This window comes from Micromonospora echinofusca, from assembly GCF_900091445.1.
In the GTDB taxonomy this organism is placed as follows: domain Bacteria; phylum Actinomycetota; class Actinomycetes; order Mycobacteriales; family Micromonosporaceae; genus Micromonospora; species Micromonospora echinofusca.
In genome coordinates this window covers 533,984-546,907 of sequence record NZ_LT607733.1, presented here as the reverse complement: position 1 = coordinate 546,907, position 12,924 = coordinate 533,984, and the positions used below count along the sequence as shown (strand labels likewise).

The following is a 12,924-nucleotide window of genomic DNA, read 5'->3' as shown; positions in this document are numbered from 1 at the left end:
GCTTGATCGGCAAGCCGCCGTGCGGACCGTTGGAGGACCTGAGCATGCTGACGATGTATTCCACCCCCTGGTGCGGCTACTGCCACCGGCTGAAGTCGCAGCTCGACCGGGAGGGCATCGGCTACGAGGTGGTCGACATCGAGCAGGACCCGAAGGCCGCGGAGTTCGTGATGAGCGTCAACGGCGGCAACCAGACCGTCCCGACGCTGCGTTTCGCCGACGGCAGCGCCCTGACCAACCCCTCGATCACCCAGGTCAAGCAGCACCTCGCCACGATCGACGCCTGACCGACGCAGCACCGACGACGAGCGGCCGCCCACCCGGGCGGCCGCTCGTCGCGTTCCCGCCGCAGCGGGGCGGACAGGACGGCTCAGCGCCCCGGGCCCGGTGGCGTGGTGCCGACCACCTCCTGCCCCCCGGCCTCGCTTCACCACCCCTCGGTCCCGGCCCGCTGGCCCCCGGCCCCGCTCCGCTGGCTGCCGGCCCCGGCCGGGTCCGCGGGGGCGGGCCCGTCGGCGGGCCGGCGGGGCGCCGGGATCCTTGCGGGCGGCGGAGGGCTGAGCGCACGGCCGTGCCAGAGGTAGCCACCGGCGAGCAGGGTGGCCACGCCGATCAGGGCGAACAGGACGCGGTAGTCCAGCACCCCGACGAGCAGGGCCCCCGCGCCGATGGAGAGCGCCTGCGGACCGCTCACCACCGCCTCGGAGGCCGCGGCGACCCGGCCGAGCAGGCCCGGCGGGGTGCGCCGCTGGATCAGCGTGTGCAGCCCGACCATCGTCAGCGGCAGCGAGACGCCGGCCAGCAGCACCGCGACGAAGCCGAGCCAGAGGTTCGGGTACACCAGCGCCAACGAGGCCGGACCGAAGAACGCCACCCCGGCGGCGAGCGTGCCCACCTCGCCGGCGCGGCGCACGACGGCCGGGGAGAGCAGCCCGCCGACCAGTCCGCCGACGCCCTGCACGGTGACCAGCACGCCGACGAACGCGGCGTCGCGGCGGAGCCCCTGGTCGACGTACGCGAAGATCAACGACTCGCTGAAGCCCATCGCCAGCGACCCCAGCCCGTAGCCGAGCAGCGCCCGCCGCAGCGCCGGCTCCCCGGCCAGGTGCCGCAGCCCGGCGCTCACCTCGGCCGGCCAGCGCACCCCGCCCCCGGTCCGCGGCGTCTCCGTCGTGCGGATCAGGCCCACCACGACGGCGGCCGACAGGAAGCCGACCATCCCGATGACGGCCAGCATCCAGCCGCCCACGGCGGCGTAGAGCCCGGCGCCGGCCAGCGGGCCGACCAGGCGCAGCCCCTGGCGCACGGTCTGGAGCACGCCGTTGGCCTCGGCCAGCAGCTCCACCGGCACGAGCTGACGGATCAGGCCACTGAGCACCGCGCTGAGGGTGATGTACGACAGGCCGTAGAGGGCGGCCACCACGTAGATGATCCACACGTCGGTCCGGTCCCGCACCGCGAGGAGCGGGGTGAGCAGCACGGCCGTCGCCAGGTTGGCCGCCACGAAGAACGGGCGGCGGGGGTAGCGGTCGACGATCCACCCCACCAGCGGGGCCAGGGTCATCGGGGCGATGACGGCGAAGATGGTGGCGCCGGCCAGCCCGTCCGATCCGGTCAGGTCCTTCACCCAGATGGCGAGGGCCAGCAGCAGGATCGACTCGGCGGCCATGCTGGCCAGCAGGCCGCCGAAGAGCAGACGGAAATCCGGGCGGCGCAGGACGGTGCGCATGGGGTCCCTCCGGCGGGGGTGGTGCGCGGCGTGGCGCGGTCGGGGGTGGCGCGGGCGGGCCGACGGCGTCGTACGGGCCGCCGCACCCTTCCCACGGTCCTCTTTTCTGCGAGACACGCCCCCCACCGGGGCCTCCGACGGGAGGCGCGCCGTCCATACTGACCGTGGGGGGCGAATTTCATACAGTTACCGTCGCGTCTGCGGCGGTCCACGGGAAAGAGGACGTCGTGCCTCCTGCCTCACCCAGCCCGATCCTGCGCCGACGCAGGTTGGGCACCGAACTGCGCCGACTGCGCGAGGCCGCAGGTCTCACGGGAGACCAGGTCATCGAGCGGGTCGGCTGGGCGTCCGCGTCCAAGTTGTCCCGGCTGGAGAACGGCCGCAGCCGCCCGGACCCGGACGACGTCCGCGCGCTACTGGATCTCTACGGCGCCGAGGAGGCGCTACGCCGGGAGCTCCTCGGCATCACGCAGGAGGCCGGCGACATCCGCGGCTGGCTGCGGAACTACCCGGTGATGACCCAGCAGCAGCGCAGCTTCGCCGAGTTGGAGGCGGGCTGCGCGGAGATCTCGGAATACAACCCGGTCCTGGTGCCGGGGCTGCTCCAGACGGCGGCGTACGCGTCGGTGCGGATCGCCTCGGCCCGGCAGGTCGGCGAGGAGGCCGGCGATCCGGAGGCCGGGGAGGACATCGACACCGAGGTACGGGCCCGGCTGGCCCGCCAGTCGCTGCTCAACCGCGCCGTCGACGCGCCCCGCTACACGGCGGTGCTGGAGGAGGCGGCGCTCGGCGGCCGGACCGCGCCGCCGGAGGTGCTGCACGAGCAGCTCGTGCAGCTCTGCGAGCTGGCGATGCTGCCGAACGTCACGTTGCACGTGCTGCCGCGCGACACCCAGATCGGCGACTGGTACCTCCCGCCGACCGCGTTCTCGGTCTACCGGTTCGCCGATCCGCTCGATCCGGAGACGCTCGCGATCGAAGGGGGGTTCACCGACGTCATGTCGACTGAGGTAAACGCCCTAAATCGCTATAAAGTGGTGTTCGAGTGGCTATGCACGGCGGCGCTCTCCGAGTCGGACACCCTCTCCTGGCTGATCGAGGCGACGGGGCGGCTGCCCGACACGGCGACCGCGTCCACGGTGGCGTACGGGTCGGCAACGGCGCCGCCCCAGCGTCGCCGGCACTCCGGGCGCCTGACGGAGCGGTGATCACGGGGGTCCCACCTTCGGGTCGTGCGGCGCCACTCGTTCCATCGGAGCAGTTCACCTCAGGAGTGGCACGATGAACGAGATCCGCAACACGCCGGCCGTGATCAACCAGCTCGCCGACGCCCCGTGGCGTAAGAGCACGCGCAGCCAGACCTCGAACTGCGTCGAGGTCGCACCACTGAGGACCGGGCCGGTCGCGGTGGCCCTGCGCGACAGCAAGGACCAGTGCGGTCCGGTGCTGCTGTTCAACCGGGCGGGCTGGCTGGGCTTCATCGCCGGCGCGAAGAACGGACAGTTCGATCTGAACTGATCCGTCGACCGTCGCGGGGCCGCCGGCAGGGTGCCGGCGGCCCCGTCGCGTCCGCGCCGTACCACCCCGCCGACCAGGCATCCGCTGATCGGACGAGCCTCCGGACCAATCGTCGTGTTTCACTTGATGAGACGACCGCGCGGCGTAACATGACGACAGAGTGACGTGGAACTTCCACCCGTTCCCCACCGTCGCGATTCATCCGGAGACCCGTATGCGGTTCCTGATCGTTCGCACCGACATCCGCGCCGCCGCCGACGTGGACATCGCCGCCGCCTGGGCGTGCGGTGGCCGCCTGCGGGACGAGACCACGGCGCCCGAACCGCGCCGCCAGATCGTGCACGCCGAGGAGCGCGACGCCGCGCTGCTGCTGGCCCGGGCCCTCGCCACCGTCGGCGCGGTCCGCTCCGGCAGGCAACGGGTCAAGGTGCTCCCGCTCGACGAGCCGGGCGGCGGGCTCCGGGTCGCGTCCGACGACCGGGGCAGCTGACCCGCACCCAGACGTCCGTCGTGGTCGGACCGGCTCCCCCGCCGTGTTCCTTGCCCCAGCCGACCACGACGGCCCGTGTTCCCGGTCCGTGACCGTCGCGGCAACGGCGGCCACGGGCCGGGACCGCACGACCTCCCCGGCCACCGACCCGGCCTCCCGGCGGCCCAGCCACCGCCGGCGGCACCCGGTTCAGCAGTGCCCGTCGAGCCAGCGGTGGATCAGGAAGAGCGCGATCGACGACGGCGGCGGCAGCACCAGCCGGGCCCCGCCGACCTCCACCGGCCGCCCCGCCAGGGCCGTGCCGATCTCCCGGCGCGAGAACCAGCGGGCGTACGCGATCTCCGTCGGGTCCACCTGCACCGGATGCGCCGGGTCCGCGGTGGCGAGGAAGCCGAGCATCAGCGAGCCGGGGAACGGCCAGGCCTGACTGCCCGCGTACGCGATGTCGTCGACCGGGACGCCGACCTCCTCGCGGACCTCGCGCAGCACGGCGGCCTCGGCCGACTCCCCCGGCTCGACGTAGCCGGCGAGGCAGGAGAAGCGCCGTTCGCCGGCGGTGTGCGGCCAACTCGCGTTGTTGCCGAGCAGGCACCGCCCGTCCAGGCCCGGGACGCCGTCGTGCACCAGCACGATCATCGCGGGATCGGTACGCGGCCAGATCCGCTCCCCCGCCGGGTCCACCCGGGACCAGCCGGCCTCGTCCACCTCGGTCGGGTGCCCGGTGGCCGACGAGTAGCGGTGCCGCAGGTGCCAGTTGACCAGCGCCAGCGCGGTGGTGAACAGCCCGGCGTCGCGGTCGCCGAGCAGGTGCCCGACCTCGCGCAGGTGCGTCGCCCGGGCCCCCGGCACCGCCGGCAGCGGGGCGTCCACGGCGAAGACCGGGACCCCGTCCGGCTCGACGCCGAGGAAGATCGGTGCCGTCGGCTCGGGCAGCCCGGCCGGATCGAGCAGCACCAGCGACGGCGGTGACGTGTCGGTGCGCACCAGGGCCCGGCCGCCGTCGCCGGAGTCGAGCACCAGCACCCGGGCCTGGCTCCAGGCCTGCGCCAGCCATCCCGGGTCGGTACGCCGGTGGGCCGCCCGGTCCAGGGTGGACCGGGCCAGCGGCGGGGCGGCCTCCCCGTTCACGGCCGTGCCGGCTCGGTGGTCACCGGGACCAGCGCCGCGAGCTGCGGCCCGATCCGTTCGGCGTCCCCCAGCACCACCGTGGCCGCCCGGGCCGGGGCGAGGTAGCGGGCCGCCACCTCGGCCACGTCCGCCACCGTCGCCTTCGCCAACCGGGCGGCGTGCTCGGCCAGGAACTCCAGGCGCAGCCCGCTGCCGGCGTACGCGCTGGTCAGGGAGGCGAGCCCGGCCTGGGTGGAGATCCCGAGCTGGAGAGTGCCGAGGGCGTACTGGCGGGCCTGTTCCAGCTCGTCCTCGCCGGGCGGGAGGGTGGCCAGCCGGCCGAGTTCGTACGTCGTCTCCAGCAGCGCCGGCCCGGTGACCTCCGTCGCCACGTCGGCGGCGGCGACCAGCACGGATCCGGCCACCGAGTGCTCGACGACGGAGTGCCCCCCGTACGTGTAGCCCTTGTCCTCGCGGATGTTCTCCGTCCAGCGGGAGGAGAAGTAGCCGCCGAAGATCAGATTGGCCAGTTGCAGCGCGGCATGGTCGGGGTGGGTGCGGGGCACCGCCGGCAGCGCGATCCGCAGCGAGGACTGCACGGCCCCGGGGCGGTCGACCAGCAGCAGCGGCCCCGACTCCAGCGGCGGGGCGGGCGGCAGGTCGGCGGTGTGCCCGGCGCCGTTCCACCCCGAGAGCGCCTTCTCGGCGGCGTCCAACGCCCGCTCCGGCTGCACGTCACCGACCAGCACCAGCACCGCGTCGGCGGGGTGCACCCGCTGGGCGTGCAGGGTCCGCAGCACCGCCGGCCGGACCGCCCGGACCGCCTCCGGTTCGGGGGTCTGCACCGCGTACGGGTGCGTGCCGTAGACCCGCCGCAGCAGGGCGGTGCGGGCCAGGTGCGCCGGCTGGCTGCGCGCCACCTGGATCCGGTCGACCAGCCGGTCCCGCTCGGTGGCGACGTCGTCGTTCGGGTAGCTCGCGTCGGTCAGCACCTCGGCGAGGATCTCCAGCATCCGGTCCAGCCCGGTGACCAGCCCGGCGCCGGAGAGCATCAGCCGGTCCGGGTCGATCCCGGCGGTAAGCCCGCCGCCGACCTTCTGCAACTCGGCCGCGATCCGCACGCTGGACATGGTCCGCGTGCCGGAGAGCAGGGTCTGCGCGAGCATGGCGCCCCGGGCGAGGTGGGCACGGCCGAACGGCATCCACAGCCGCACCTCCACCAGCGGCACCGCCGGCCGGCGTACGGCGATCACGGTCAGCCCGTTGCCCAGCGTGCGCTCGGCCTGCTTCGGCAGCTTGAGCCGACGGTTCGGGCCGAGCGGTGGCAGCGCCCGGGGCGCGGCCTGTGCGGTTGCCGTCACTGGTGACCTCCGGCGATGACCTCGATGGACGCCCGGCGCTCGGGCCGCAGGGTGGCCGCGGCGGCGCGGACCTGCTCGTCGGTGACCTCGCCGACGAGCCGGGGCAGGTCGTTGAGCAGCCCCGGCTCGCCGCGCTGCTGCTCCAACACGGCCATCTGCAACGTCCGGCCGAGCACCGCGTCGGTGTCGCGCAGCAGGTGGGTCGCCATCCGGGCCTGGGTACGGGCCAGTTCGCCCTCGGCCAGGCCGTCGGTGGCCAGCCGGTCCAGTTCCTCGTCGACGGTGCGCAGCACCTTGTCCACGTCCCCGCTCGGGGGCAGGTGCGCCTGGAGCAGCAGCGCCGTGGGGTCCCGCACGTCGAACGGGTCGCCCATGAAGCCGACGTAGCCGCCGAGGCTGGTCACCGCCCGGTCGCGCTGGACCAGCCGCTCGACCAGCCGGGACGCGTCGCCGTCGGTGAGCACCTCGGCCAGGACGACGTAGGGCAGGTAGGCGGCGAAGTCGGTGATCGGGTCGGGCACCCGCCAGGCGCCGGCCACCGCCGGCAGCGGGGCCAGCTTGTCGGTGTACGAGGTGCGCCGCTCCTCGGTCAGGTCGGGCTCGGTGAAGTCGGGTCGCTGCGGGGCGGGGCGGGCCGGCACGTCGCCGAAGTGCCGCTCGATCAGCGTGGTCGCCTCGGCGACGTCGATGTCCCCGCCGACCGCCAGGACCGCGTTGCCGCTGGCGTAGTAGCGGCGGAAGAAGTCGGCCGCGTCGGCGACGGTGGCCGACTCCAGGTCGACGAAGGAGCCGTAGCCGTCGTGCGCGTTCGGGAAGGTGTCGAACAGCACCGGCGGCAGGGTCAGCCAGGGAAAGCCGCCGTACGGGCGGTTGAGGACGTTGACCCGGATCTCCTCCTTGACCACGTCGACCTGGTTGCGCAGGTTCTCCTCGGTCAGCCGGGGGCCGCGCATCCGGTCGGCCTCCAGGAACAGCGCCCGCTCCAGGGCGTTGCTCGGCAAGGTCTCGAAGTAGTCGGTGTAGTCCAGGTGGGTGGAGCCGTTGAAGGTGCCCCCCGCCCCCTGCACGTGCCGGAAGTGCGCCAGCTTCTCCAGGTTCTCCGAGCCCTGGAACATGAGGTGCTCGAAGAGGTGGGCGAAGCCGGTGCGCCCCTCCGGCTCCGAGCGGATGCCGACGTCGTAGACGACCGCCACCCCGATCACCGGGGCGCTGCGGTCCGGCGTCAGCACCACCCGCAGGCCGTTGTCGAGGGTGAACCGCTCGACCGGGTACTTCGTCGTTGGAATTCTCGATCTCCGGGCCGCCACGGGATCGACCCTAGCGCGTCGGCACCTCCGCCATCGGCGACCTGTCGCCAGCCGCCCCGGCCGGCGCCCCGGGTGCCGCGACCGTCGTTCCTCCCGACCGGTGGCGGCGCCGGGGACAGTAGGCGGATAGCCCATCCAGCAAGTAGGGATTGCCGCCTTTTCTGAGATGCCGCTCCCGGCATGTGGTCGCCCCTTGACGACGGCCCACCGCCTCACCCAGTCTTCCTATCGACTAAGTAGGAATACTGCGGATTGGATGGACGATGAGACGGCTCCCCCTGCGTCGGTGGGTCTCCCTGGCCACCCTCGCCGTCGTCGGCGCGGCGGCCCTGGGCACCGCCGCCGCCTGCGGCGACGACAGCGAGAGCGCGGGCGGCGGCTCCGGCCCGACGACGCTGCGGCTCGGCTACTTCCCCAACATCACCCACGCGCCGGCCGTGGTCGGCGTGGAGAAGGGCATCTTCGCCGAGAAGCTCGGCGGCGACGTCAAGCTGGAGACGAAGACCTTCAACGCCGGCCCCGCCGCGATCGAGGCGATCTTCTCGGGCGCGCTCGACGCCACGTACATCGGCCCGAACCCGACCGTGAACGCCTTCTCGAAGTCCAAGGGCGAGGCCGTCCGGGTCATCTCCGGCGCGGCCTCCGGCGGCGTCGCGCTCGTGGTCAAGCCCGAGATCACCAGCGTGGAGCAGTTGCGGGGCAGGAAGATCGCCACCCCGCAGTTGGGCAACACCCAGGACGTGGCCATCCGTCACTGGCTCAAGGAGAAGGGCCTCACCACGACCAAGGAGGGGGGCGGCGACGTCAAGATCATCCCCCAGGAGAACGCCCAGACGGTGGAGACGTTCGGCAGCGGGGCGGTCGACGGTGCCTGGGTGCCCGAGCCGTTCGTGTCCCGGCTGGTCAACGCCGGGGGCAAGGTGCTCGTCGACGAACGCGACCTCTGGCCGGGCCGGAAGTTCGTCATCACCAACCTGATCGTCAGCACCAAGTTCCTCAAGGCCCACCCCGACGTGGTGAAGAAGCTGGTCGAGGGCCAGGTGGCCGCCAACGAGTTCGTCAACGGCAGGCCCGACGAGGCGCACCAGGCCATCTCCGACCACATTGGAAAGATCAGCGGCAAGCCGCTGGACCTCAAGCTGATCAAGCAGGCGTGGCCGACGCTGGAGTTCACCAACGACCCGATCGCCTCGTCGCTGAAGACCGGGCTCGACCACGCCGTCGCGGTCGGGCTGACCCAGCCGGTCAGCCTCGACGGCCTCTACGACCTGACCCACCTCAACGAGGTGCTCAAGGGCCAGGGCAAGCCCGAGGTCGGCCGACCATGACGTCGACCACGACGACGCCACGCAGCGCGACCGGCTCGGTCGCGCTGCACGGCGTCAGCAAGGTGTACGGGCGCGGGGCGAACGCCGTCGTCGCCCTCGACGGGGTCTCCCTCGACGTCGCGCCCGGCGAGTTCGTCTGCCTGGTCGGCGCCTCCGGCTGCGGCAAGAGCACCCTGCTCAACCTGGTCGCCGGCCTGGACCGGCCCAGCGGCGGGCGGATCGCCCTCGACGAGGGCGTCGACCCGGGACTGATGTTCCAGGAACCGGCCCTCTTCCCCTGGCTGACCGTCGAGGGCAACGTCGAGGTGCCGCTGAAGCTGCGCGGGCTGCCCCGGGCCGCCCGGCGGGGGCGGGTCGCCGAACTGCTGGCCGCCGTGCACCTGGCCGACTTCGGCCGCAAGCGCCCGCACGAGCTCTCCGGCGGCATGCGCCAGCGGGTGGCGCTGGCCCGCACCCTCGCCCTGGACACGCCGGTGCTGCTGATGGACGAGCCGTTCGGCGCGCTCGACGCCATGACCCGGGACATCCTGCACGACGAGCTGGAACGGATCTGGACCGAGCGGCGGCTCACCGTGCTCTTCGTGACGCACAACGTCCGCGAGGCGGCCCGGCTCGCCGACCGGATCATCCTGCTCTCCAGTCGACCCGGCCGGATCATCTGGTCCACCCCGGTCGACGTGCCCCGGCCGCGCCGCATCGACTCCCCCGAGGTCGCCGCGATCGCCGCCGAGGTCACCGACCGCCTGCGTACGGAGGTGGGCCGCCATGGCCGGTGACACCCTCGCCACCGCCCCGCGTACCGACGCGGAGATCTCCGGGCTGGACGCCCTGGAACTGGCCGGGCGGGATCAGAGCCGCACCCGGGCCAGCCGCCTCTGGGCGGCGACCTGGCCGAAGCTGGCCGCCCTCGCCCTCGCCCTCGCCACCTGGCAGGTCGTGGTCTGGACCGGCTGGAAACCCGAGTACTCGCTGCCCGGCCCGGCGGCCGTGGGCCGGGAGCTGCTCCGGCAGGTCAGCGGCGTACAGCTCTGGGACGGGCTGGCCACCACCCTGCGCCGGGCGGCCCTCGGCTACCTCTTCTCGGTCGCCGTCGGCCTGCTGCTCGGCCTGGCGGTGGCCCGGTCGCGCATCCTGCGGGCCGCGATCGGCTCGATGATCACCGCGTTGCAGACCATGCCGTCGATCGCCTGGTTCCCGCTGGCGATCCTGCTGTTCGAGCTGAGCGAGAAGGCGATCTTCTTCGTGGTGGTGCTCGGTGCCGCGCCGTCCATCGCCAACGGCGTCATCGCCGGCGTGGACTACGTGCCGCCGCTGCTGCTGCGGGCCGGCCGCAACCTCGGCGCCCGAGGGCTGAACCTGTACCGGTACGTCATCGCGCCCGCCGCGCTGCCGGCCATCGTGGCCGGCCTCAAGCAGGGCTGGGCGTTCTCCTGGCGCAGCCTGATGGCCGGCGAGCTGATCGTGGTCGGCATCTCGCAGACCTCGCTGGGCGCGCAACTGACGTACTCGCGGGAGCTGTCCGACGCCCCCTGGCTGATCTCCACCATGATCGTGATCCTGGTGCTGGGCCTGGTGGTCGACGCCGCGTTCGGGGCGGCGGACAAGGCGATCCGGCGGCGCTGGGGCGTGCTGGACCAGGCGGGTCAGTGACGGGTACGTCTCCGCGCGCAACGACTACGCGCTCCGGGCCATGCTCGCCGTTGCCGCCTCGGCTCCGGTCGGCGGCGCCGAGCTGGTCAAGGCGGGCACGCTGACCGACCGGGGAAACCCGCGCCCGCTGACCGCGCACCGGCTCCCGGCGACGGGCAGGCGGGGCCTCGTGACGGTCAGCCGACGGTGGTGGCCGGCTGCTCCGTCGGGCTGCGAAGCTCGACGGGAGCGGCGGGCGCGGCCCCGTCCGGGGCCGCGTGCCACGGTGTGAACACCGCGACCACCGCGAGCAACAGCCCGGCCAGCGCCACCGCGAGCACCAGCAGCAGTTCCCGCGCCGCGCCCGAGCCGGCGTCGCCCACCATGGTCACCCCTCCCCGCCGGGCGCTTCCGCCCGGATCTTCCCCCGCACCAAGCCTTCACCACCCGGGGCGACGGAAACAGCCGCCGATCGGACGCAACATGTGCTGATTCCAGACTCAGCCGGCTCCGGGCACGGGTGCCCGGAGCCGGTGGGAGGAGCGGGGGGGGGACGTCGATCAGGAGGCGTGCGGGGCGCGGGGACGGCGGGAGCGGCGCGGCCGCCCCGAGGCGCGGTGCGGAGCCCGAGCACCCTCGCCGGCACGCCCGCCCTCACCGCCCCGGCCGGTCGACCGGCCCCCGGAGGAGGCGGCCTGCGGCGGCGGCGCGATCGTCACCGGCACGCCGGACGGCTCCCGGGCACCGGTCACCCGGGCCAGGGACTCGTCGCCGAGACGCACCTGGACGGACTCGGGACGGATGCCGGCGGTCGACATCAGCCGGGACACGTCCCGGCGCTGCTCCGGCAGGACCAGGGTGACCACCGTGCCGGACTCCCCCGCCCGGGCCGTACGCCCACCACGGTGCAGGTAGTCCTTCGCCTCGGTGGGCGGGTCCACGTTGACCACCATGTCCAGCCCGTCGACGTGGATGCCCCGGGCCGCCACGTCGGTGGCGACCAGCGCCGTCACCTGCCCGGTGCGGAACTGCTCCAGGATCCGGGTGCGCTGCGGCTGCGACTTCCCGCCGTGCAGTGCGGCCGCGCGTACCCCCTTGGACAGCAGCTGGCGGGCGAGGCGGTCGGCACGGTGCTTGGTCCCCATGAACAGGATGGTGCGGCCCTCGCGGGCGGCGATCCAGGTCAGGGCGGTCGGCTTGTCGACCGCGTCCACGTGCAGCACGTGGTGGGTCATCGCGGTCACCGTGGCGGTGCCCGGGTCGACCGAGTGCGAGACCGGGTTGCTGAGGAAGCGGCGCACCAGGCGGTCCACGCCGCCGTCGAGGGTGGCCGAGAAGAGCATCCGCTGCCCGTTCGGGGCGACCTGCTCCAGCAGCTTGGTGACCTGCGGCAGGAAGCCCATGTCGGCCATCTGGTCGGCCTCGTCGAGCACGGTGATGCCGACCTGGTCCAGGCGGGCGTCACCGCGGTTGATCAGGTCGTGCAGCCGGCCGGGGGTGGCCACGACCAGCTCGGCGCCCGCGCGCAGGGCGTCCGCCTGGCGTTGCAGCGAGAGCCCGCCGACGACGGTGGCGCAGCGCAGCCCGACGGCGCGGGCGTACGGGTCGAGCGCGGTGGTGACCTGCTGGGCCAGCTCGCGGGTCGGCACCAGCACCAGGGCCAGCGGTCGGCCCGGGCGGGCCCGGCGGCCGGCGGTGCGCGACAGCAGGGGAAGCCCGAAGGCGAGCGTCTTGCCGGAGCCGGTGCGGCCCCGGCCGAGCACGTCGCGGCCGGCCAGCGAGTCCGGCAGGGTCGCCGACTGGATCGGGAACGGCTCGGTTATGCCCTGGGCGGTCAACTCGGCGAGGAGCGCCGGGGCCAGCCCGGTGAGGGCGAACGAGGGTACGACGGTGGTCATGCGGAAGCCTTCCTCGACGCGGCACGTGTCGAGGGAGGGCGCCGGAGGCGGCGCTGTCACCGGCGGACCAGGCCGCGGGTGACTCACAAGCACGAACCGAAAGGGGTACGGGCCCCGGCCCGCCGCCGTTCGCCGCCTGCTCACGCAGGTCGACGGTGCGGCGGGCCGGTCCCGTCACCGCGCCCGGAGGGCGCGGTGGGTGTTACCTGGAAGATCCGAAGATCAGAGCGGGCGGATGTTCTCCGCCTGCGGGCCCTTCTGGCCCTGGGTCACCTCGAACTCGACCCGCTGGTTCTCGTCCAGGCTCCGGTAGCCGGAGGACTGGATCGCCGAGAAGTGGGCGAAGACGTCGGCGCCGCCGCCGTCCGGGGTGATGAAGCCGAAGCCCTTGTCAGCGTTGAACCACTTGACGGTGCCAATAGCCATTTTTGTTTCGTCTCCTTGACGGAACGTCGAACCCGCACTTGTTGCGGACTCGAAGAGGAGCGCGCCACGCGGAACTGCCTGGCTCGCTTGTCGCTTCTGGTCGCCCCGCCCGGAGAACTCCGGACACAACA

Annotated in this window: 14 protein-coding genes; 7 read left to right on the top strand and 7 right to left on the bottom strand. The window is 73.5% G+C overall.

What is annotated here, in order from left to right; all coding sequences use genetic code 11:
• The first annotated feature begins 44 nt into the window (after positions 1–44).
• Positions 45–287 carry a mycoredoxin gene (locus GA0070610_RS02600; protein WP_089003216.1) on the top strand — a complete coding sequence of 81 codons (243 nt, stop codon included), beginning with the start codon at positions 45–47 and terminating at the stop codon, positions 285–287.
• Between the two features lie 140 nt (positions 288–427).
• On the opposite strand, the gene GA0070610_RS02595 is transcribed toward GA0070610_RS02600, so the two are convergent.
• Complete coding sequence (locus GA0070610_RS02595; protein WP_088998541.1) at positions 428–1,729, bottom strand: MFS transporter; 1,302 nt, start codon at positions 1,727–1,729, stop codon at positions 428–430.
• 227 nt (positions 1,730–1,956) lie between these two features.
• On the opposite strand from GA0070610_RS02595, the gene GA0070610_RS02590 reads away from it, so the two are divergent.
• The 3 genes from GA0070610_RS02590 (at position 1,957) to GA0070610_RS02580 (ending at position 3,737) form a co-directional block, all read left to right on the top strand.
• Complete coding sequence (locus GA0070610_RS02590; RefSeq protein ID WP_088998540.1) at positions 1,957–2,937, top strand: helix-turn-helix domain-containing protein; 981 nt, start codon at positions 1,957–1,959, stop codon at positions 2,935–2,937.
• A gap of 73 nt (positions 2,938–3,010) precedes the next feature.
• A complete protein-coding gene (locus GA0070610_RS02585; RefSeq protein WP_088998539.1) occupies positions 3,011–3,247 on the top strand; it encodes a DUF397 domain-containing protein in 237 nt (78 codons plus the stop codon).
• A gap of 214 nt (positions 3,248–3,461) precedes the next feature.
• Entirely contained in the window at positions 3,462–3,737 is a 276-nt protein-coding gene (locus GA0070610_RS02580; RefSeq protein WP_089003215.1) for a hypothetical protein, read from the top strand.
• Positions 3,738–3,926: 189 nt separating this feature from the next.
• Here the strand turns inward: GA0070610_RS02580 and nudC are convergent, their stop codons facing one another.
• The 3 genes from nudC to GA0070610_RS02565 are packed head-to-tail and all read right to left on the bottom strand — an operon-like array spanning position 3,927 to position 7,512.
• Positions 3,927–4,865, bottom strand: coding sequence for an NAD(+) diphosphatase (nudC, locus tag GA0070610_RS02575; protein WP_088998538.1), 939 nt, complete (start codon positions 4,863–4,865; stop codon positions 3,927–3,929).
• Positions 4,862–6,205 carry a M16 family metallopeptidase gene (locus GA0070610_RS02570; RefSeq protein WP_088998537.1) on the bottom strand — a complete coding sequence of 448 codons (1,344 nt, stop codon included), beginning with the start codon at positions 6,203–6,205 and terminating at the stop codon, positions 4,862–4,864. Before GA0070610_RS02570 ends, nudC begins: the two co-directional genes overlap by 4 nt.
• Entirely contained in the window at positions 6,202–7,512 is a 1,311-nt protein-coding gene (locus GA0070610_RS02565; RefSeq protein ID WP_088998536.1) for a M16 family metallopeptidase, read from the bottom strand. Before GA0070610_RS02565 ends, GA0070610_RS02570 begins: the two co-directional genes overlap by 4 nt.
• Positions 7,513–7,775: 263 nt before the next feature.
• Here GA0070610_RS02565 and GA0070610_RS02560 point away from each other — a divergent pair, with 263 nt between their 5' ends.
• The 3 genes from GA0070610_RS02560 to GA0070610_RS02550 are packed head-to-tail and all read left to right on the top strand — an operon-like array spanning position 7,776 to position 10,490.
• Positions 7,776–8,840 (top strand): ABC transporter substrate-binding protein, encoded by a 1,065-nt coding sequence (locus GA0070610_RS02560; protein ID WP_088998535.1) that lies wholly within the window; start codon positions 7,776–7,778, stop codon positions 8,838–8,840.
• A complete protein-coding gene (locus tag GA0070610_RS02555; RefSeq protein WP_088998534.1) occupies positions 8,837–9,616 on the top strand; it encodes an ABC transporter ATP-binding protein in 780 nt (259 codons plus the stop codon). The genes GA0070610_RS02560 and GA0070610_RS02555 overlap by 4 nt, the downstream gene beginning before the upstream one ends.
• Positions 9,606–10,490 carry an ABC transporter permease gene (locus tag GA0070610_RS02550; RefSeq protein ID WP_088998533.1) on the top strand — a complete coding sequence of 295 codons (885 nt, stop codon included), beginning with the start codon at positions 9,606–9,608 and terminating at the stop codon, positions 10,488–10,490. The genes GA0070610_RS02555 and GA0070610_RS02550 overlap by 11 nt, the downstream gene beginning before the upstream one ends.
• Positions 10,491–10,666: 176 nt before the next feature.
• Here GA0070610_RS02550 and GA0070610_RS02545 read toward each other — a convergent pair whose 3' ends face one another.
• The 3 genes from GA0070610_RS02545 to cspE all read right to left on the bottom strand — a co-directional run bounded on the left by GA0070610_RS02545 (position 10,667) and on the right by cspE (position 12,793).
• Positions 10,667–10,855 carry a hypothetical protein gene (locus GA0070610_RS02545; RefSeq protein ID WP_089003214.1) on the bottom strand — a complete coding sequence of 63 codons (189 nt, stop codon included), beginning with the start codon at positions 10,853–10,855 and terminating at the stop codon, positions 10,667–10,669.
• Between the two features lie 174 nt (positions 10,856–11,029).
• The gene (locus GA0070610_RS02540) at positions 11,030–12,367 is read right to left on the bottom strand and encodes a DEAD/DEAH box helicase (protein ID WP_088998532.1); all 1,338 of its coding nucleotides are present in this window, start codon (positions 12,365–12,367) and stop codon (positions 11,030–11,032) included.
• 222 nt (positions 12,368–12,589) lie between these two features.
• Positions 12,590–12,793, bottom strand: a complete 204-nt coding sequence (cspE, locus tag GA0070610_RS02535) for a transcription antiterminator/RNA stability regulator CspE (RefSeq protein WP_007464836.1) — start codon at positions 12,791–12,793, stop codon at positions 12,590–12,592.
• Positions 12,794–12,924 lie beyond the last annotated feature (131 nt).

Excerpts from the sequence above, each read along its gene's own strand:
- GA0070610_RS02600 (WP_089003216.1), top strand. The coding sequence starts at position 45 with ATGCTGACGATGTATTCCACCCCCTGGTGCGGCTACTGCCACCGGCTG.
- GA0070610_RS02595 (WP_088998541.1), bottom strand. The coding sequence starts at position 1,729 with ATGCGCACCGTCCTGCGCCGCCCGGATTTCCGTCTGCTCTTCGGCGGC.
- GA0070610_RS02585 (WP_088998539.1), top strand. The coding sequence starts at position 3,011 with ATGAACGAGATCCGCAACACGCCGGCCGTGATCAACCAGCTCGCCGAC.
- GA0070610_RS02580 (WP_089003215.1), top strand. The coding sequence starts at position 3,462 with ATGCGGTTCCTGATCGTTCGCACCGACATCCGCGCCGCCGCCGACGTG.
- GA0070610_RS02560 (WP_088998535.1), top strand. The coding sequence starts at position 7,776 with ATGAGACGGCTCCCCCTGCGTCGGTGGGTCTCCCTGGCCACCCTCGCC.
- GA0070610_RS02555 (WP_088998534.1), top strand. The coding sequence starts at position 8,837 with ATGACGTCGACCACGACGACGCCACGCAGCGCGACCGGCTCGGTCGCG.
- GA0070610_RS02550 (WP_088998533.1), top strand. The coding sequence starts at position 9,606 with ATGGCCGGTGACACCCTCGCCACCGCCCCGCGTACCGACGCGGAGATC.
- GA0070610_RS02545 (WP_089003214.1), bottom strand. The coding sequence starts at position 10,855 with ATGGTGGGCGACGCCGGCTCGGGCGCGGCGCGGGAACTGCTGCTGGTG.
- GA0070610_RS02540 (WP_088998532.1), bottom strand. The coding sequence starts at position 12,367 with ATGACCACCGTCGTACCCTCGTTCGCCCTCACCGGGCTGGCCCCGGCG.
- cspE (WP_007464836.1), bottom strand. The coding sequence starts at position 12,793 with ATGGCTATTGGCACCGTCAAGTGGTTCAACGCTGACAAGGGCTTCGGC.